Origin of the sequence: Silvimonas soli, assembly GCF_030035605.1 — a bacterium.
In the GTDB taxonomy this organism is placed as follows: Bacteria; Pseudomonadota; Gammaproteobacteria; order Burkholderiales; family Chitinibacteraceae; genus Silvimonas; species Silvimonas soli.
Genome location: NZ_CP106736.1, coordinates 2,601,990 through 2,621,059, shown reverse-complemented (window position 1 = coordinate 2,621,059; position 19,070 = coordinate 2,601,990). Strand labels below are relative to the sequence as shown.

Here is a 19,070-nt window from a genome sequence, read left to right as displayed (position 1 = left end):
TCGGCGCTATGCGGCATGAATGGTTATCAAAAATGGTAAAAATCCCGTTTCACCTTTTGAATGTGTTTGGCGAACGTCGCATGGGCGGCTGTCCGCTGGTCATTTGTGAGACCGCAAAACGCCCGGATGCAGCGGTTGCGCAGCGCCTGGCCTATCAGTTTTGTGCTCCGGAAACCGGTTTTCTGGAAACGCGCAGCCAGTCCTGGTCGGCCTACACGCCGCAGTTGGCGCTGCCTTATTCCACGATGGTGGCGCTCGGTGCTTCGAGCATTGCCGCGCAAATTGCCATCGGCGCCCCCACCATCGGCTACAAAAAGAACGACTTGTGGTGGGTGCAAACGCCGCAAGCCCACGCTCGCGCGGCTCAAGTGGATAACCTGGCGCTGGCAGCTGCCTTGGGACTCAACCCTGCCGATTTGTCCGGCCCGCTTTTATGGGTGGATAGCGACTTCACCCAGTTGGTCATCCCGCTGCGTGCGCGTCAGCATGTGCTGCAAGTGGCGCCCCGACTGGATCTGTTGATGCAGAGTCTGGGCAATCCGCATCATTTATTGCAGATTGCTTTGTGGAGTAACGATGGCGAAGTGCTGACGCTGCGGGCCTTCACGGCGGACCCGTTCCATCTGCAGGAAGATTTTGGTGCGGGCAGCGCGGCGGCGGCCATCGGCCACTGGTTTATCGCCAACGGCAACGCGCCGCCATTCTCTTTCCGCATAGAACAAGGCCACACCATCCACCGCCGAATCTCACCGTTGTCGGTGCTGTATCTGGATGTCGATGCCCAGCGTCGGGTCGCCGTGGGCGGGCGCGTGTGGCAATTGGGTGGTGGCGAACTGGAAGTGGACGGGATTTGAATCGCAGCGCGCGAGCCAGCGTAAATAAAGCATGGCAACGAGCGCATGGCAGGCAACAAAGGTCGCTGCATCAGCATTGATCGGCATCGCTACCCCGGATTCCCGCTACGCTTCATCCGGGCTACAAAAACCTGGTAAACAAACGAATTTGCTTCGTCTTTTGACTTCAGGCCCCCGTGCGGCAGCGGGGTCGCCTTTTGCTATCCTGCCCTGCGGGACTTTGGGACACCTTTCTTTGGCGACGCAAAGAAAAGAAGCGTGCTCCCGGGTACCCCCGGGTATCAAACGCCTTGCAAACCTGTGCTGAAGGCACTAACGCAGCAAGTTTTGAAGTCGGCGCAACAAGAAACCAACGACGCCAAGCGAGTTACAGCCGCCCTGCACGCCCAATCCGCCGCTCCCAGCAAAAATCAAATCCCCAAACGCTCCATTCGGTAGCGGAACGACCGGAAAGTCACCCCCAGCACCTTGGCGGCCTGAGTGCGGTTGCCGCTGGTTTTCTCCAGCGCATCCAGAATTGCCGCACGCTCAACCCGGTCCAGATAGTCCTGCAGCGAGTCAGTTACATCCAGCGCTCCGCCTTCACGCGTTGATTCGGCGGCGGGGTTGATCTGCAAATCATCGGCCACAATCAACGCGCCGTCACACAGCGCCAGCGCCCGTTCCAGCATGTTTTCCAGCTCACGTACGTTGCCGGGAAAAGCGTAGTGGCGTAGCGCGGTGAGCGCTTCTGGCGCAAAAGTCGGAACAGTTTGCCCGCTTTGCTGTGCCAGTCGGACAAGCAGATTGCGGGCAATCAGCTCGACATCTGCGCCCATTTCACGCAATGGCGGCATATGCAGTTCAATCACATTAAGCCGGTAGTACAAGTCCTGGCGAAACCGGCCGCTTTCGACGCAGCGTGCCAGGTTTTGATGCGTGGCGCTGATAATGCGCACGTCCACGGCTTCTTCTTGCGTGGCGCCAACCTTGCGTACTTTGCGTTCCTGAATGGCCCGCAGCAGTTTGACCTGCATGGGCAACGGCAGATCGGCCACTTCATCCAGAAACAATGTGCCGCCATGTGCGGCCTGGAAAAAACCGTCGCGATCGGCATCGGCGCCGGTAAACGCCCCTTTGCGGTAACCGAAAAACTCGCTTTCCATCAGGTTTTCGGGGATAGCGCCGCAGTTAACGGCCACAAACGGCTTTTCGACGCGCGCTGACTGGGCGTGAATCAGCCGCGCCGCACGCTCCTTGCCCGAACCCGATTCGCCACTGACATAGACCGGCGCCTGACTGCGGGCGAGTTTGTCGATCAATTCCAGCACTTGTTTCATGGCCGGCGATTCGCCCAACAGCATGCGCGGCGGTTGACCGGAGGTGGTTGCTTCGTCTGTTTCGTCATCCAGACTGAGGGCGGATTTGATCAGCGTGCGCAGTTGCTCCAGCGACACCGGCTTGGCCAAATAATCAAACGCGCCGGCCTTGAGTGCGGCCACGGCATTCTGGGTGCTGCCATAAGCGGTAATCACGGCCACGGGCAAATCCAGCTTTTTACTCTGGATGTACTGGATGACTTCCAGCCCGTCACCATCGGTCATGCGCATGTCGGTCAGGCAGAAATCGTAACGCTGGCGATCCAGGCAATGCCGAGCCTCGGCCACACTGTTGGCGGTATCGACCGACAGGCCCATTTTGAGCAACGTCAGCTCCAGCAACTCGGCCAGGTCGACCTCATCGTCGACCACCAATACGCGCTTATCCGTTCGTGTTTTTCTGGCCATCATTCATTCCGAAGGTAATGCGAAAGCGCGCTCCGCCATCTGGCGGGGGCGCGTATTCCAGTTGCGCTGCGTTCGCGGCGCAGATTTCCCGTGCAATATACAAGCCAAGCCCGGTGCCTTTGGATTCGGTAGTAAAGAAAGGCTCGAACAGTTGCACTTGCGCATCAGCCGGCACGGGCGGCCCGTCATTAAACACGTCCAGTTGCCAGCGGCCGTCAAGCAACTCGACGGTAAAAGTCAGGCTGTTTTCGCCCTGGCTGCAATAACGCCAGCCATTACGCGCCAGATTCCACAACACCTGATGCAAATGACCGGGGTCGAACCGTATCACCGCATTGGCCGGACAAGACAGCGTTAACTGCGGAACGATGTTTTCTACCTGACGAAACTCCAGCAAAAAGCCTTGCAACCAGTTAGCCAGGTCGATTTCGGTCATCTGCAGGCGGTCACGCCGATTCAACTCGAGCACATCCCGCACCATGCGTTCGAGCCGGTTGGCGTTGTCGTCAATAATGCGCGTCAACCGGGTATAGAGTGGATCGGAATGTGTTTCTTCGCCCAGCAATTGAGCCGCATGAGAAATTGCCGACAGCGGATTGCGGATCTCATGGGCCAGATTGGCGGTCAGCCGTCCCAGCGCTGCCAGCTTGAGTTGCTGCGACTCCTGCCGTAGCCGGTCCATATCTTCCAGATAAACCATCACATCACCCGGCTCGGCGGCAGACAAGCCAACCATGCGCAAGCGCAAGGTGTTTTGTGGTGACACGCCAGCCACCAGTTCCAGCGGGCGTTGCCGGTCCGCCTGCCAACCGGTTACCGCCTTACCCAGCAACGGCAAGGACGCGGCCAGCCGCTCGCCGATCTGTAAACGTTGCCCGGTCAATAGCTCCGCCCGCTCGTTGAACTGACGGATATGCCCGGCACCATCCACCACCACCACGCCATCCGAGACATCTTGCAAAATGCGTTGGTTCACCTGTGCCAGATTCTGCAAATCCACGCCGCGCTGCTCGGCCAGTTTTTCGCTGGCTTCGGCCAGACGCGACAGACGATGTCCTAGCCACGCCACCGCGAAACAAGCGATACACAACAAAGCCGGGGTGAAATTCTCGTCAAAACTGGACTGGTAATTGAGCACCCGCCAGCCTTGTTCAATCAGCAGCGCAATACTGGCCACTGCAGCGTGAAACAGCGTCATGCGGCCACGCGAGATCAAGCCGGCAGCGGCCAGATATGGCAATAACAGAATGCCCAGGCCGCTTTTCACCCCGCCAAACAAATCCATCAGACTGACCAGAAAGATCACGTCCGTGACGACTTGCGCACTCAGCTGGATTTCAAAATTGGGAATGCGTTTGCGGATGGTGATGGCAAATAGCGCAATCAGGATCAGATCGCCACTGATCAGCCACACAAAGGGTTGGCGCAGCTCCGGATCAAGCACCAGTCGGCGGGAGAACAACACGATGCTGATGATCAGGCCGACCACGCACAGCAAACGAAACAGATTAAGCCCGGCGAGCGAGCGCCAGTGCATTTCCGAGGGAGAGCGGTCAGATGCTTCTGGCATGGCGCGGGCCTTCTGGTGAGCCTTGTTGCGCAGCCCGGAACGGGCCGTCCGGGTTTGTAAACCAACCCGACAAATAAACAGGCGCCCCGGCAGAAAACGGGCTCTGCCGGGGCGATCCTGAAATGCTTTACGACTTTTTACAGCTTCAAAAAAAACACGCTGCCGGATAAAACCAGGCCAGGTTGAACCGGCGCAGGTGCTTAAAGATGCGCCCGTCGATCTGGCGTACGCTCAAGAAAGCGCGCCAGTTCAGACAACGCCGCTTCATAGACGCCGCGCTTGAATTCAATCACGGCTTCCAGCGGTGCCCACCAGTCATTCCAACGCCAGGCGTCGAATTCCGGGTGGTTGGTACGGCGCAGGCAGACATCGGAGTCATGCCCTTTGAGCCGCAGTAAAAACCAGATCTGCTTTTGTCCTTTATAAGTGCCGCGCCATTCGCGGCGAACCCAGTTAGTCGGCACATCATATTTCAACCACTCACGCGTGCGCCCGATGATCTCGACCTGTTGGTGTGACAGGCCGACTTCTTCCATCAGCTCGCGGAACATGGCTTGTTCCGGTGTTTCACCCTGTTTGATCCCGCCTTGCGGGAATTGCCAGGAATGCTCGCGTACGCGTTTGCCCCAGAAGACCTGATTCCTGTGGTTGATGATGATGATGCCGACGTTCGGACGATAACCGTCTCGGTCGAGCATGGGGTAATACCTTGTTAAGCTTTGGTTAACCCTGATTTTTTCACATCCGGCCAGGCTTGGAAACCTGCAAATGATTCTTGACCAAAATCAGAAGCCATTCCCGGGCCGGGTGAAGCGGTAAATATTGCCAATGTCATAGCTGGCAAGCCGCTTCAGCGAAAGATCACTTCAAATGAATAGCTTGCGATCGTTGTGCGCATTCAACCGCGCCAGGTCGCTCACAAATTCATCAAATTCGAGCCCGTAGCGGGGTTTGAGCACTTCTGCCCTGGCTGCCAGCGCCTGCCAGGTGGGGTTGTTTAACCCACGGGCAAAGCAAAACGCCATGACATTACCCTTCTGGCGCGCGGGCAACAGCAGCACCCGGCCATCAAAAACCTGCGAAAGGCGTTCGCGATAGGTCTCAAACCGTCGGTCGGAACCCCACAGATTCACGGCCAGAATCCCGTCCGCAGTCAGCCGATCGCGACAGGCACTGAAGAAATCGGAGGTCGCCAATGATTCGGCAATGCCTGAGGGGCCGTAGGCGTCCATGACAATCAGGTCGGCGCTGTCATCCGCCATGCCGTAGACATGCGCCGCGCCATCGCCCACGATGACCTGAAACTGGTCGTCGTCCGCAGGCGTCTGGAACATGCTGCGGGCAACGGCGACCACTTGCGGATGCAGTTCGACCGCCCTCAGATGTGTCTCCGGCATTTTTTCGTGGATCCACTTGGCAATGGACCCTCCGCCCAAGCCGATCAACAACGCTTGTTTTGGTGGCTCGGCGAACAACAAAAAACCAAACAAACAGCGGGTATACGCCAGCACCAGTTCAATCGGGTCATTCACCCGCATGGCGCTTTGCGTGTCATCACCGCCGAAATGCAGTTTACGAATGCCTAGAGAATCAGAGATATCAATCTGGATTTCTTCATGCGCCGCCGGGCTGATGCGTTTGGAGCGAAACAGCATCAGAAATCCCCGCAGGCCGAGGCTGACGGCGCCTCGTCCGGGCGGCTGGCCAGAATCGAGATGCGCGCCGGATCACTAAAACTTTCGCGATCAAACGCTTTGTCGCCATCTTCCCGCGCTACGCCATCGGCGCGGGCATTGGCAAAGTCGTATAGCTTGGTGTCGGCCATGTGCGACGGCACCACATTGCGCATGGCGCGGAACATGCTCTCGATGCGGCCGGGGAAGCGTTTGTCCCAGTCCTTGAGCATGTCGCCCACCACTTCGCGTTGCAGATTGGGCTGACTTCCGCACAAATTGCACGGAATGATGGGATATTGCTTGGCTTGGGCGAAGCGCACGATATCTTTCTCGCGGCAATACGCCAGCGGACGGATCACCACGTGCTTGCCATCGTCGCTGACCAGTTTGGGCGGCATGGATTTCATCTTGCCGCCGTAGAACATGTTCAGGAACAGCGTTTCCAGGATGTCTTCACGATGATGGCCCAGCGCGATCTTGGTTGCGCCCAGTTCATCGGCCACGCGATACAGAATGCCACGACGCAAACGCGAGCACAGACCACAGGTGGTTTTGCCTTCCGGCACCACGCGAGTCACGATGGAATACGTGTCTTCTTCAATAATGCGGTAATCCACGCCCAGCGCTTTCAGGTATTCCGGCAGCACTTGCTCGGGAAAGCCGGGTTGTTTCTGGTCCAGATTCACCGCCACGATCGAGAAATCAATCGGTGCCGATTTTTGCAGGCTCAGCAGGATATCGAGCATGGTGTAACTGTCTTTGCCGCCGGACAGACACACCATGACCTTATCGCCCTGCTCGATCATGTTGAAATCGTTGATGGCGTCGCCCACGGCGTGGCGCAGCTGTTTGGCCAGCTTGTTCAGATTGTATTTCTGCTTTTGTTCCGCTTCGGACAAAGCGGCAGTTTCGGTCGCTGCATTCATGATGAAAAGCTCACGGGGCGCCAGGCGCCCCGTTGATAGATGGTTGAATTGACGGCGATTTTACCTGAAATATTGACACTCAGGCGCACGCGCCCGGCAATGCGCACTCAGCAACCACGCGCTGCGCCGGGCAATTCGAAGTTTTTACGTTTTTTGCTGGTTGCGACAGACCGTTAAAACGCTGGCTTAGCCGCCAATCACGCCACAAGCAAAGCGTGCACCGCCGCCGCCCAGCGGCTGCGGCATGTCCGAGTGATTATCACCACCGGCGTGCACCATCAAAGCGTGGCCCTGGATTTCACTGATTTTCTTCAGCCGAGGCGCCAGTACAGGGTAATCGGCCATGCCGTCAGCGGTGACGTATAGCGCGGGCAAATCGCCCAGGTGCCCATCGCCATAAGGCCCCAGATGCTTGCCGGTTTTTTGCGGATCAAAATGCCCACCTGCAGCCAGCGCAGCAACGGCTTTACCATCTTTCATTCGCGGCTCGCAGCTGCCATTTTCATGCACGTGAAAACCATGCACACCTGGCGGCAAGCCCTGTAGATGCGGGGTAAACACCAAGCCATATGGCGTTTCGGCGATGTTGATCGTCCCCAGCGCCGGGCCTGTTCCTTCAGCGGTAGCTGCTCTTACCGGGACATCCAGCGTCGCGGCGCCGGCGAAACCAGCCAGACCTGCAGCCAACAATGCGGCAACCATCACGTTTTTCATGCGAACCTCCAGACTGAAGAAAGCGGATCGGGCATCGAAGCGGGTTTGAGACCGTTATGCGCCGCACGTTCCATGCAGTTTGCATTCAGACCATGATGCAGGCATTACAGGACGATACTGCGCCCGCCATCCACCGGCAGAATCACGCCCGTTACATAAGGTGCTTCAAGCAAAAAGTGGATTGCCTGCGCCAGGTCTTCCGGGGTGCCAGTGCGACCCAATGGAATGCTGGCTTCGATACGGGCGCGTTCCGCGGCGTCAAACACGCTGTCGCCATCGGGCCAGAGATTGGAGCCCGGCGCCACCGCGTTGACCCGCACGTGCGGCGCCAGATCGCGCGCCAGCGAGCGCGTCATTGCCACCAGCCCGGCCTTGGCCACCGTGTACAGCGTGTGCTGCGGATAAGGCCGATCAGCATGGATATCGGCAATGCTCACAATCACGCCACGCGTTTCTCGCAATGCTTCGGCAGCGGCCTGCGCCAGAAAGATCGGCGCTTTGAGGTTGGAACCGAGCAAATCATGCCAGGCCGCTTCGGTGAATTCGCCCACCGGCGTCGGAAAGAATGATGACGCGTTGTTCACCACGGCATCCAGCCGCCCGAAATGGCGTGTTGCGGCGTTGACCAGCACCGGCAAGGCGCTGATATCCAGCAAGTCCGCCTGCACCGTCAGCACCGAATTCGCGCGAATCGTGTTCAGTTCACTCGCCAGTTGCTCGGCATCTTTGGCCGAACTGCGGTAATGCAGCGCAATGCGCCAGCCCCGTGCGTGCAAATAACGGGCGATTCCCGCGCCAACACGGCGGGCGCCACCGGTGATCAGCGCCACCTTTTCCATATTTGTCTCTCCGCTTGTACCCGGGTGCCCATGCATGAGCCGACCCAGGCAAGATCATTTAGAATTGTCGGCTTGATGATTTCAAAGCCATAGCGCGATTCTGCTGCCGACATGACCTCCTCGCAACTGCCCGCCGCCACGCCCGAAGCCCTTGCCGCCAGTCACGAACTGGTCGAGCGCATCCGTAACGCCATTGCCGCCCGCGATGGCTGGCTGCCTTTCAGCGATTACATGCGCATGGCGCTGTACGAACCGGGCCTTGGCTATTATTCCGGCGGCGCCACCAAATTTGGCGAGGCCGGCGACTTTGTCACCGCGCCAGAACTCTCGCCATTGTATGGCGCCTGCATTGCCACTAGCGTGGCCCAAGTGCTGCAAACACTCGGCACTGGCGACGTACTGGAATTTGGCGCGGGCACCGGCAAGCTTGCCGCGCAGATCCTCACCGAACTGGAACGGCTCGATACCCTGCCGCGCCACTACTATATCGTTGATCTGTCCGCCGAGTTAAAAGAACGCCAGCGCGCCACCTTGCACGCTTTAGTACCGCATCTGGCCGACAAGGTGGTCTGGCTGGATTCTTTACCACAACAGTTCACCGGTTTTGTAGTCGGCAACGAAGTGCTCGATGCTATCCCCTGCGCCCTGATTTACAACTCCGAAGATGGCGAATTGCTGGAACGTGGCGTGGTCTGGCGCGACAACGCGCTGGCTTTTGACGATCGACCACTCGCCGATAGCCCGTTGCGCGACGCCGCTCAAGCACTCGAACTGCCCAGCGACTATCTCACCGAAATCCAGCCCGAACTGCCCGGTTTTATCGCCAGCACCGCCCACCTGCTACAACGGGGTGCCGCGTTGTTCATCGACTACGGCTTTCCTGCCATCGAGTATTACCACCCGCAACGCAAGCAAGGCACGCTGATGGCGCATTACCGCCATCACAGCATGACCGACCCGTTCTACCTGCCGGGACTGGCAGACCTGACTTGCCATGTCGACTTCACGGCGGTGTACCAGCAAGGCGCTGATCATGGCCTGCAACTGGAAGGTTATGTCTCGCAAGCGCAGTATTTGCTCAACGCCGGTCTCACCGCCCGCCTTGCCGCAGTAGGCCCGGATAACATCAAGCAGTACGCCCCAGTCGCCGCCGCCGTACAAAAACTGACCAGCCCCGCCGAAATGGGTGAACTCTTCAAAGTCATTGCATTCTCGAAAAACCTTGAGTTATCAACGATGCTGGCCGGATTTGAACACGGCGACGACTCGTACAAGCTATAAATTGCGACAAGCTGCTTGACAGCCCACCCTTCGCCCGTCAGAATCTCGGGCTCTCATGGCTATGTAGCTCAGTCGGTTAGAGCACAGCACTCATAATGCTGGGGTCGCAGGTTCGAGTCCCGCCATAGCCACCAGGATACCTTCCAAGGGCAACCGAAGAAGTACAAGAAGCCCCCGTAAAGCCTAGCTTTCGGGGGCTTCTTGTTTTGCGGTTGCGCTTGAGAATACGCCACTTTTCTGGTTCGCAGCGGCCACGCGTTCGAGCGCTGACTTCATCGCGCAGCCAGATAACAAACCTCAATCAATCCATTGGTCGGCGCCATTGGCATCTAGCGTTGACATCATCGGCTCATTTATTTAGCCTTTTAGCTACATAACCAATTGGCTAAATAAAATGTCCACCGATTCCCTTAGTGCCACCTTTGCCGCCCTGGCTGACCCGACTCGCCGGGCGATTCTGGCACGGTTGGCGCTGGGCGAAGCCACGGTAGGAGAACTGGCGCAGCCGTTTGATATGAAGCTGCCCAGTATTTCCAAACATTTGCGGGTACTGGAAAAAGCCGGGTTGATTGTGCAAGGACGGGAAGCGCAATGGCGGCCTCGACGCTTGCAGGCCGCGCCATTGCAGGAAGTGGCGGGGTGGGTGGAACAGTACCGCCAGTTTTGGGAACAGAATTTTGATCAGATGAACCAGTATCTCCACGCACTACAGACTGAGGAGCAACATGATGATTCTCAAGAATGAGTGGCCCGCCGTTACGGGCGAGCATGAATTGGTCATTACCCGCTTGCTGGACGCACCACCGGCGCTGGCGTTCCAGGTGTGGAGCGATCCGGTGCATGTGGCTCGCTGGTGGGGGCCACGTGAGCGAGGAGAGGATTTCACCACGCCGGTGTGCGAAATGGACTTCCAGGTCGGGGGCAGCTACCGCATATGCATCCGCTCCCCGGCTGGCCGCGAATTATGGCAGCGCGGGCGCTATCTGGAGATCATTGCACCCGAGCGACTGGTTTTCACTTTTGCGTGGGACAACCTGCCGGATATGGGTTGGGAAACGCTTGTGACTGTGATCTTTGCTGCGCACGGCCCCAGCCAGACCCAAATGACATTCACGCAGATTGGGCTGCCTTCTGTAGCTGAACGCGATGGCCATATTCAAGGCTGGACGCAATGTGTCGACCGGCTGGCTGCCTATCTGGCCACTCAAACCGTCTGAATTCATTTGCGGGAGAAGTGCCATGCAAAAGTCTTATCACGGCAGTTGTCATTGTGGCGCGGTGCAGTTCAGGTGTGAGCTTGATCTGGCGGCAGGTACAACGCGCTGCAATTGTTCGGTCTGCAGCAAGGGCCGCTTCTGGCTGGGATTTGTGCCAGCGGCCCAATTTGAGTTACTGGCAGGCCATGAGTTGCTGGCCGATTACCAGTTTGGCGCACAGCAGATTCACCATCGCTTCTGTCTGCGGTGCGGCATCAAACCATTCGGCACGCGCTATAAACCCGAATTGGGCAGCGATATTTACGCGATCAATATCGCCTGTCTTGACGATGTGCCGGCACAAGAATTAGCCGCGGCGCCGGTAAGATACGTAAATGGCCGGCACGACGACTGGGGTGCCACGCCCGCTGAAACCAGCCATCTCTAGCCCCAGGCATCCCAATCGGGCTTTTACGTGGCGGGGGCATAACCGAGCACAACATTGCCATTGCCAAAAGCGCGCGTGCTGGTCAGCCGCAATCTAAGCGGTTGCGCCATGGCCGCAAAAATGGCGCGCCCTTGCCCCAGCAGGACAGGGTTCACCACCAACTGGAATTCGTCGACTAACCCGGCCTGTGCCAGTTGCAGCACGATGCTGCCGCTACCCAGAATCGCCATGTCTTCACCGGCGTTGGCCTTGAGCTGGCGCACGATGCTCGGCAGGTCGCCTTGCGCCAGGCGGGTGTTTGCCCACGCCACACTTTCTAACGAGCGCGAAAACACCAGTTTGGGCAGGCGGTTCATTTGCCCCGCAATGACTGGATCACTCTCTAACGCATAAGCGGTCGGCCAGTAACTGGCCATCAGTTCATAAGTAACGCGCCCGAACAATAGCATGCCGCCGCCCGTGGCATTGGCGCTGACGTAATCGTTCCACTCGGCGTCGTGTGGGTCCGGGCGAGCCCAGTCAAGTCCGCCAGCCGCATCCGCAAAATAACCGTCAAGACTGACCTGGAAGAACGCAAGTAATCGGGCCATTGGGAACTCCTTGTCTCTAGTCCGGATGTACGTTTGCTTGTTCACACAGAAAACGTGGCGCCTAACGTTGCGCAGGTCTGGCTTTGATTTGCTCTTTGTTGGCATACATTGCAACGTCTGCCTCAGCCAGCAAAGCCTCGAAGCTGGCATGCCTGGCTGCGTCGTATTCGGTTATGCCCACGCTGAAACGGATGTCGTAACCGCGTGCCTGTTCGCGATTAAGCTCGTTCAAGGCGTCTTGCATGCGGCCGATGATTTCTGCGGTATGAGTGGCGTCGGCATCGGAAAGCAAAGCAACAAACTCGTCGCCACCCAGGCGGCCAATCACATCGCTTTCACGCAAGGCGGTGCGCAACAGTTCGGCAAAGGCAATCAGCGCCCGATCACCTTCAGCATGCCCGAAGGTATCGTTGATCTTCTTGAAGTCATTCAGATCAAAAAACAGCAAAGAGGCAGGCCTGTGCTGCCGCCTCGCCATATTGAGGGCGTGTCCCGCCAGCGCTTCAAAACCGCGCCGGTTAGACAAGCGGGTCATTTCGTCCAGCGTAGCCAATTGCACCGCCGCGAGTTCCTGCTCGGCAATCTGCGCGAGGTCCCGCAATAACGCACGCTCTTCCACATCCAGCTCACGCGGTTGCATGTCAAACAGGCAAAGTGTGCCCAGCCTGCTGCCGTTGGGTACCGCCAACGGATATCCCGCATAGAACCTGATATGCGGATCGTCTTGCACCAAGGGGTTATCGAAGAAACGCACATCAGTGAGCGTGTCGGGAATCAGAAAAAGCTCGTTCCCCAGAATGGCGTGACCGCAGAACGAGATTTCGCGCGCGGTTTCAGTCATCGCCTCGCCCATGCGGGATTTGACCCACAGCCGCTCGGTATCGACCAGACTGACCAGGGCAATTGGCACATTGAAAACACGGCGCGCCAGCCGTGTTAGCCGGTCAAAGCGCTCTTCTGGCGGCGTATCCAGAATATCCAGCGCTCTGAGCGTGTTCACCCGAACACCTTCGTCTTCGGGTTTGACGGGTGCCTGCATGGTTCCCCCCACGCGACGTTGAACTTGATCTGGCCCCAGCATAGCGTAATGACTGGTTTTTCATTACGCAAAACCCGGCAACCTTTTTAAAAATATGCCGACTGGTAGCGAAACAGCCCCGCCCTGCCCACCATCTGCCAAATCGCGCCCATTCAAGCCAGCAGCGGCGCATCGGATTTGTAGCAAAACCTCGCCCAAATGACCGTACGCCTGGTTATTCCGGACTTTCTACCGGTGTGAAAATTGGTGCGAGGATAAATAAGACTGTCAGAAATATCGTACATTGCTTACTTGCCTCAACTCATCCTGCAGCAAGGCTTAAACAGTGAAACTGGAACTACCCGACTTTATTTTTATCCGTAATCGCGTGGTGCAGTACGGCGACTTGGATTTTCGGCTCGACCCGCGTTTTCAGGAGTCACTGGCCGCAACTGCGCCGCAGTCCCCATTGCCGGTGATCCCGCCGGTCGCCCCGCACGCGCTGGTTGAAGCGATTTCGCTAGTGCAGTACTTCGCCCCCTACACCCAACTGGCACCGGGGCAGCTGAGCGCCGAGCCACTGCAGTTGCTCGCCGGGCGGGTCATTGATTTGGCCACCCGTTGCCCGGACGGCGCGATAGCCGCCATTTTGTTGTGCCCGTGGCAGGATTATGTCGCCCATCATGCCATCAACACCGCCCTGCTGGCCTGCCGCATGGCGATTGCGCTGGGCTTGCCGGAGCCAGAACAAACTGCGCTGGTCTTGGCTGCCCTGGGCATGAATCTGGGAGCGGTGGCTTTGCAGAATGAACTGGCCAGCCAGAATGCCCCGTTAAGTACCGGTCAGCGCCAATTGATCAACGCCCACCCGTTGATCAGTTCAGCGTTGCTGCGCGCAGCCGGGCTGGAAGATGAGCGCTTGCATACGCTGGTTTTAACCCATCACGAGCGACGCGACGGGCGCGGCTACCCGTTTCATCTGCGGGAAGATGAGATTGATCCACTCGCACATCTGCTGCATGTGCTGGACATCGTCATCGCCAAGCTCATGCCACGTAGTTATCGCAGCCGCTTGCCGGCCCGCCAAGCGCTGGCACAAGTCTATGCGGCCCCCAAAGAACCACTCGATCCGCAATATGCGGCGCAATTGGTGAAAGTGTTTGGCATTTACCCGTGCGGCAGCTTTGTGAAACTGGAAGATGGCCAGACCGCGCTGGTCGTGTCGCAAACCGATGCGGCCGACAAACCGATGGTGGCAGTGCCAGCCAATGGACCAACGCCGGTTGACACATCAACGACTGGGCGGCTGATCCAGGAGAGCGTGGCGTCGCAACCGTCCGCGCGCCACTTCGCCACACTGGTGCCGTTCTGGCCTTTCTAAATACCAAGGCGACAGCTGGCGGCCACACCGTCACCAATGCGCAGCCAATAAAAAAACCCCGCAAACCGTATGACCATCGGTTTTACGGATGGACTCACGGCAACGCGGGGCTTTCGGACCGGTCCAGCCGGAATATCCCGAAAAAATCAGCGCCGATGCACCGGCTGATGCACCAACAGTACGAACTCAGAAATCGCTGGTATCGGTCGAACGGCGGGTTTCGATAATGTCCTCAAGCTGGCGGCGGCGCTGGGTCTTGGTGCGATTGGCATTGGCAATCGCTTCTTCGCTTGGTCCGCGCCGTTTGGGTTGAGCCTTGGCACCCATCAATTGAGCAACTTCTTTCTCAAGGATATCTTCTGCATTCATGGCATAACCCCTTATAAGTAAGACAAACTCGTCATTTTGAGAGACACCCGAAACGGTTCAACATCCGGCACAACAGATAAATACTTGACGGATCACATATTTCTCATTATTGTTGCCGGTCTGACTCAGTTCAGGTGCAGTTCCAAAGTGTCCCCTGTTTGTACTTCCTCCCAGCTTCAACGCTAGCCGCAAGTTCTGACTTCCACTCCTCTACAGCTCCTGTCACTCAGTCCAATTGGCCATTTTTTCGTGGCCCAAAACAATTAGACCTATTGAAGGAGCCCATCGTGGCAAACACAAACTCTTACGACGTAAATATTGAAGTACGCCCCGTTTCCATTGGCGCCGGCCTTGCTGGCTGGTACCAGATCGTACGGTGCGAAGGCACACAACGTGTTCCGGTAACGGATTGGCTGCGTGCCCCGGGCGAGCCCATTGGCATCGTGCATCACGCAGTTCGCACGGCAAAACAACGCGCTAGCGTACACCTGCGCAAGCTGGCGTAACTTTGCAGAGTAACACTTTCTGTCATTGAAATCCCGGTTGATTACGGATTTGCTGCACAAAAAAGCGGCAAATCCAATGATTCAACAGCATGCAGAAAGTGGCCGGAAAAGCGCAGCGTCAATTCTGTCGCGCGTTCTGATGAAAAGCTGCGCCGGGCATTGTTGTAACATGTCGGTCTGCCTATCCCGGATACCTCGCAGCCATGACCAGTCAGATCATCACCGTCAGCCAGTCCAGCCCCACGTTTTCTCCGCCACGCGAGCAATTGCTGGCAGCGGTTGAAGGCGGGCAAGTTCTGTTCTTTCCGACGATTGATTTCCAGGTTGCCGATGCCGAAAAGCGCTTGCTGGACCCGGCCATTGCCGATCCCAAGCGCAAGAACATCAGCCTTGATCCGCTGACTGGCAAACTCAATGGTGTGATCGGCGGCCCGGAAAACGAAGCCGCCGTGCGAGCACTGATTGAGCGCTACTACACGCAAGCCAATGACCTGGTTGCGCGGCTGTTTCCGGAATACACCGGCAAACTGCGTATCGCGCCCACCAGTTTGCGGCTGCATCGCGTGGAAACGCGGGAAACCTCCTGGCGCAAAGACGATAGCCGCTTGCATGTGGACGCTTTTCCATCCCGCCCCAATTATGGCGAACGCATTTTGCGTGTGTTCACCAATGTAAACCCGCAAGGCCAGCCCCGCGTTTGGCGTGTGGGTGAACCGTTTGGCGACATGGCAAAGCGCATGTTGCCCCGGGTACCGCGCCAATGGCCGGGCTCGGCCGCAGTGCTGGCCGCGCTCAAGATCACCAAAAGCCCGCGCAGTGCTTATGACCACATCATGCTCAATCTGCACGATGCGATGAAAGCGGACTTGGCCTACCAAAAAGACTGCCCGCAAGAAACCATGCCGTTTCCGCCTGGTTGCGCGTGGATCTGCTTTTCAGACCAGACCTCGCATGCGGTGATGTCAGGCCAGTTCATGATGGAGCAGACCTATTTCTTGCCCGCAGCGAAAATGGTCGACCCAGACAAGGCGCCGCTGGCGACGCTGGAACGACTGACCGGGCGCGCTCTGGTTTAATCGCCACTGCGCCCATACTTGATACCTCTCGCATAAAAAAGACCAATAACTGGCAAGGAGCCATTGTGGGCTGGATTATCACGCTGCTCATCGGGGCATTTATCGGCTGGATTGCCGGAAAAGTCATGGAAACCGGACAACAACAAGGCTGGATACTCAACATCCTGATCGGCATCATCGGTTCAGCGGTCGGTCGCTGGCTGTTTGGCGAAGTGCTGCACATTGGTGCCGCCTGGCGTGCCGGGGCATTTTCATTGTCGGGGATTGTCTTTGGTGTGCTCGGTTCGGTCATCCTGATTGCCATCCTGAAATGGCTGGGCATCCTGCGCTGACGGATTCGTTCGCTGCGTTTGCGCACTACTGCTGGCAAAGGCCGAGATCATCGGTTTTCCGGTCATTTCTGCTTTAAGTGCAACGACTTGAGTCCTCATCCCGGCACTGATCCGCCCGCATTGGCCTTCAGTCTGGATAAACCGGATTTGCCGCAAAAACTGGCCGGACACCGGCTAAAGTCACTTTTCGGGAACCGGGCCATGCGATTGCAGTCCGGCAAATTACCCCATCCGCCGACGCGGCTTTCAAAGCTGGCGCCAAATTGCTAAAATTGTCTGTTTTTCAACGGGATAAGACACCCTATGCGTAAGTCCTTTGCCGTTGTACTGGCCGTTGTCGCACTGTTTGTTTCGACACTGGCATTAGCCGATCGCGTACTGCCACCGAATGGGCAGTTGGGTACGCTGAACAGCTATCAGATTGGATCTGTCACGATTGACGACGAAAATCGCATGCCGGCTGCGGCAATTCGCGTATACGGCACCAATAATTTACTGCTGCCACCGCAGCAAGTACCCACCGATGTGGACATCTGGTACACCACCGAAGCCAACGGTAACGTCTGGAAAATCTGGGTACTGACCGAAGACGAGTTCAAGCAGCAAAAGGCCTGGCTCAAGGAACAAAAGAAGTTACAGCAATGACCAAAAAAGTATTTATCAAGACCTTCGGTTGCCAGATGAACGAGTATGACTCGGACAAAATGGCAGATTTGCTGGGTGCCACCGAAGGCATGACCAAAACCGATAATGTGGAAGAAGCGGATGTGATCCTCTTCAACACCTGTTCGGTGCGCGAAAAAGCGCAGGAAAAAGTCTTCAGCGATCTCGGTCGTGTCCGGCATCTGAAAACGCTCAACCCTGATTTGGTGATTGGCGTGGGTGGCTGCGTGGCCAGCCAGGAAGGCGCGCAGATCATCAAACGCGCCCCGTATGTTGACGTCGTGTTCGGGCCGCAAACGCTACATCGCTTGCCAGGCATGATTGCCGAGCGCCGCAGCTCCGGCAAAAGCCAGGTGGATATCTCCTTCCCGGAAATCGAAAAATTCGACCACCTGCCACCAGCGCGGGTTGAAGGCGCCACCGCGTTTGTGTCGATCATGGAAGGCTGTTCCAAGTTCTGTTCGTTCTGCATCGTGCCGTACACGCGCGGCCAGGAAGTGAGCCGTCCGTTTGAAGACGTGCTGGCCGAAGTCGCCGGTCTGGCCCAGCAAGGCGTGAAGGAAGTGACGCTGCTGGGTCAGAACGTCAATGCATATCGCGGCCGCATGGTCGATAGTGGTGTGAACGGCGAAGAAGATGACATCGCCGATTTCGCCATGCTGCTGGAATACGTGCATGAAGTGCCAGGCATCGAACGCATTCGTTACACCACCAGCCATCCGCGTGAAATGACTGCGCGCATTGTCGATTGCTATCGCAAGCTGCCCAAGCTGGTCAGCCATTTGCACCTGCCGGTACAAGCCGGTTCAGATCGCGTGCTGGTGAACATGAAGCGCGGGTACACCACGCTTGAATACAAGTCGCTGGTACGCAAACTGAAAGAAGCGCGTCCGGACATTTGCCTGAGTTCCGACTTCATTGTCGGCTTTCCGGGTGAAACCGAGGAAGACTTTGAAAAGACCATGAAGCTGATCGACGATGTCGGCTTTGATGCCAGCTTCAGCTTTATTTACAGCCGTCGCCCGGGTACGCCTGCCGCCGATCTGCAAGATGATGTGCCAGATGATGTGAAGTCCAAACGCCTGCAACGCTTGCAGACGCGCATCCAGGATCTGGCCGATGAAGTGAACCGCAATATGGTGGGCACGGTGCAACGCGTGCTGGTGGAAGGCATTTCCCGCAAGGATGCCAACCAGCTGGCCGGACGCACCGACAACAACCGTATCGTCAATTTCGACGGTAACGCGCGTTTGCTCAATACCTTTGTCAATGTACGCGTCACGGCCGCCCTGCCGCACAGTCTCAAAGGCGAGATTGTGACGGTGGAACGTGTCAGCGCCTGAAGACCGGCCCGCCAAAGTGGAACCGGATAGACACACCATGATTCTGAGCAATCTGCAAAACTGGCAATCCGAAAAAGGCGCTTTCCCGCCAGCAGTCAATACTGCGCTGGAAGCGCTGGCTGGACTCGATCTCTCCACCATGACGCCGGGGAAATACCCGCTGCCAACGGAAGGATCGTTTTTCATGATCCAGACGCCGACTACCGCGCCCGCAGATACCTTGCGCCCGGAAGCGCACCAGCAGCATGTGGACATCCAGCTGGTATTGTCGGGAAACGAGCGTTACGGCGTGGCCAAGCGCGGTCAGACCGGCGAACACGTACTGGAAGACCGCTGGGAACGTCACGACATCGCCTTTTTTGCACCGCCACAGACTGAAGCCTTTTTTGACCTTGCACCCGGCATGTTTGCCGTGTTCTTCCCTAGCGATATCCACCGGCCATGCTGCCAGGCGGGAGAAGCGCCGGAAGCCGTGCGCAAAGTCGTCGTCAAAATTCATCGCAGCCTGTTCGGGCTGTGAGT

At 57.3% G+C, this 19,070-nt stretch carries 22 protein-coding genes and 1 tRNA gene; 13 read left to right on the top strand and 10 right to left on the bottom strand.

The annotated features are described in order from the left end of the window. The first annotated feature begins 32 nt into the window (after positions 1–32). Positions 33–854, top strand: a complete 822-nt coding sequence (locus N7220_RS12105) for a PhzF family phenazine biosynthesis protein (protein WP_283147776.1) — start codon at positions 33–35, stop codon at positions 852–854. A gap of 410 nt (positions 855–1,264) precedes the next feature. On the opposite strand, the gene N7220_RS12100 is transcribed toward N7220_RS12105, so the two are convergent. The 7 genes from N7220_RS12100 to N7220_RS12070 all read right to left on the bottom strand — a co-directional run bounded on the left by N7220_RS12100 (position 1,265) and on the right by N7220_RS12070 (position 8,345). After that, positions 1,265–2,620: a sigma-54-dependent transcriptional regulator gene (locus N7220_RS12100; RefSeq protein WP_283147775.1), complete on the bottom strand. Its 1,356-nt coding sequence runs from the start codon at positions 2,618–2,620 to the stop codon at positions 1,265–1,267. Further along, on the bottom strand, positions 2,595–4,190 hold the full coding sequence (locus N7220_RS12095; protein WP_283147774.1) for a sensor histidine kinase: 1,596 nt from the start codon (positions 4,188–4,190) through the stop codon (positions 2,595–2,597). The genes N7220_RS12100 and N7220_RS12095 overlap by 26 nt, the downstream gene beginning before the upstream one ends. A 200-nt stretch (positions 4,191–4,390) precedes the next feature. Then, complete coding sequence (locus N7220_RS12090; RefSeq protein WP_283147773.1) at positions 4,391–4,888, bottom strand: RNA pyrophosphohydrolase; 498 nt, start codon at positions 4,886–4,888, stop codon at positions 4,391–4,393. 168 nt (positions 4,889–5,056) lie between these two features. After that, complete coding sequence (locus tag N7220_RS12085) at positions 5,057–5,845, bottom strand: fused MFS/spermidine synthase (RefSeq protein WP_283147772.1); 789 nt, start codon at positions 5,843–5,845, stop codon at positions 5,057–5,059. Then, entirely contained in the window at positions 5,845–6,792 is a 948-nt protein-coding gene (gene ttcA, locus N7220_RS12080; RefSeq protein ID WP_283147771.1) for a tRNA 2-thiocytidine(32) synthetase TtcA, read from the bottom strand. The genes N7220_RS12085 and ttcA overlap by 1 nt, the downstream gene beginning before the upstream one ends. 186 nt (positions 6,793–6,978) lie before the next feature. Beyond that, on the bottom strand, positions 6,979–7,506 hold the full coding sequence (sodC, locus tag N7220_RS12075) for a superoxide dismutase [Cu-Zn] SodC (protein WP_283147770.1): 528 nt from the start codon (positions 7,504–7,506) through the stop codon (positions 6,979–6,981). 104 nt (positions 7,507–7,610) lie between these two features. Continuing rightward, positions 7,611–8,345 (bottom strand): pteridine reductase, encoded by a 735-nt coding sequence (locus N7220_RS12070; RefSeq protein ID WP_283147769.1) that lies wholly within the window; start codon positions 8,343–8,345, stop codon positions 7,611–7,613. Between the two features lie 111 nt (positions 8,346–8,456). Between N7220_RS12070 and N7220_RS12065 the strand changes: the two genes are divergently transcribed. From N7220_RS12065 to N7220_RS12045, 5 genes are all read left to right on the top strand, one after another. Next, on the top strand, positions 8,457–9,626 hold the full coding sequence (locus N7220_RS12065) for a class I SAM-dependent methyltransferase (RefSeq protein ID WP_283147768.1): 1,170 nt from the start codon (positions 8,457–8,459) through the stop codon (positions 9,624–9,626). Between the two features lie 57 nt (positions 9,627–9,683). After that, a tRNA-Met gene (locus N7220_RS12060) sits at positions 9,684–9,760 on the top strand. Positions 9,761–10,020: 260 nt separating this feature from the next. Further along, the gene (locus N7220_RS12055) at positions 10,021–10,371 is read left to right on the top strand and encodes an ArsR/SmtB family transcription factor (protein WP_283147767.1); all 351 of its coding nucleotides are present in this window, start codon (positions 10,021–10,023) and stop codon (positions 10,369–10,371) included. Then, the gene (locus N7220_RS12050; protein WP_283147766.1) at positions 10,352–10,843 is read left to right on the top strand and encodes an SRPBCC domain-containing protein; all 492 of its coding nucleotides are present in this window, start codon (positions 10,352–10,354) and stop codon (positions 10,841–10,843) included. The genes N7220_RS12055 and N7220_RS12050 overlap by 20 nt, the downstream gene beginning before the upstream one ends. 22 nt (positions 10,844–10,865) lie before the next feature. After that, entirely contained in the window at positions 10,866–11,270 is a 405-nt protein-coding gene (locus tag N7220_RS12045) for a GFA family protein (RefSeq protein WP_283147765.1), read from the top strand. 23 nt (positions 11,271–11,293) lie between these two features. Here N7220_RS12045 and N7220_RS12040 read toward each other — a convergent pair whose 3' ends face one another. Continuing rightward, positions 11,294–11,860, bottom strand: a complete 567-nt coding sequence (locus N7220_RS12040) for a dihydrofolate reductase family protein (protein ID WP_283147764.1) — start codon at positions 11,858–11,860, stop codon at positions 11,294–11,296. Between the two features lie 61 nt (positions 11,861–11,921). After that, positions 11,922–12,899 (bottom strand): sensor domain-containing diguanylate cyclase, encoded by a 978-nt coding sequence (locus N7220_RS12035; RefSeq protein WP_283147763.1) that lies wholly within the window; start codon positions 12,897–12,899, stop codon positions 11,922–11,924. Between the two features lie 325 nt (positions 12,900–13,224). Between N7220_RS12035 and N7220_RS12030 the strand changes: the two genes are divergently transcribed. After that, complete coding sequence (locus N7220_RS12030; RefSeq protein WP_283147762.1) at positions 13,225–14,259, top strand: HD-GYP domain-containing protein; 1,035 nt, start codon at positions 13,225–13,227, stop codon at positions 14,257–14,259. Positions 14,260–14,445: 186 nt separating this feature from the next. Here the strand turns inward: N7220_RS12030 and N7220_RS12025 are convergent, their stop codons facing one another. Continuing rightward, positions 14,446–14,628 (bottom strand): hypothetical protein, encoded by a 183-nt coding sequence (locus N7220_RS12025; protein WP_283147761.1) that lies wholly within the window; start codon positions 14,626–14,628, stop codon positions 14,446–14,448. Positions 14,629–14,915: 287 nt separating this feature from the next. Here N7220_RS12025 and N7220_RS12020 point away from each other — a divergent pair, with 287 nt between their 5' ends. From N7220_RS12020 to N7220_RS11995, 6 genes are all read left to right on the top strand, one after another. After that, entirely contained in the window at positions 14,916–15,134 is a 219-nt protein-coding gene (locus tag N7220_RS12020; protein ID WP_283147760.1) for a hypothetical protein, read from the top strand. A gap of 203 nt (positions 15,135–15,337) precedes the next feature. Then, entirely contained in the window at positions 15,338–16,210 is an 873-nt protein-coding gene (gene kdoO / locus N7220_RS12015; RefSeq protein ID WP_283147759.1) for a Kdo hydroxylase KdoO, read from the top strand. A gap of 65 nt (positions 16,211–16,275) precedes the next feature. Further along, positions 16,276–16,542 carry a GlsB/YeaQ/YmgE family stress response membrane protein gene (locus N7220_RS12010; protein WP_283147758.1) on the top strand — a complete coding sequence of 89 codons (267 nt, stop codon included), beginning with the start codon at positions 16,276–16,278 and terminating at the stop codon, positions 16,540–16,542. Between the two features lie 303 nt (positions 16,543–16,845). Beyond that, positions 16,846–17,187, top strand: a complete 342-nt coding sequence (locus N7220_RS12005) for a hypothetical protein (protein ID WP_283147757.1) — start codon at positions 16,846–16,848, stop codon at positions 17,185–17,187. Then, the gene (gene miaB / locus N7220_RS12000) at positions 17,184–18,548 is read left to right on the top strand and encodes a tRNA (N6-isopentenyl adenosine(37)-C2)-methylthiotransferase MiaB (protein ID WP_283147756.1); all 1,365 of its coding nucleotides are present in this window, start codon (positions 17,184–17,186) and stop codon (positions 18,546–18,548) included. The genes N7220_RS12005 and miaB overlap by 4 nt, the downstream gene beginning before the upstream one ends. A gap of 37 nt (positions 18,549–18,585) precedes the next feature. Further along, on the top strand, positions 18,586–19,068 hold the full coding sequence (locus N7220_RS11995; RefSeq protein WP_283147755.1) for a NanQ anomerase/TabA/YiaL family protein: 483 nt from the start codon (positions 18,586–18,588) through the stop codon (positions 19,066–19,068). Positions 19,069–19,070: the final 2 nt, after the last annotated feature.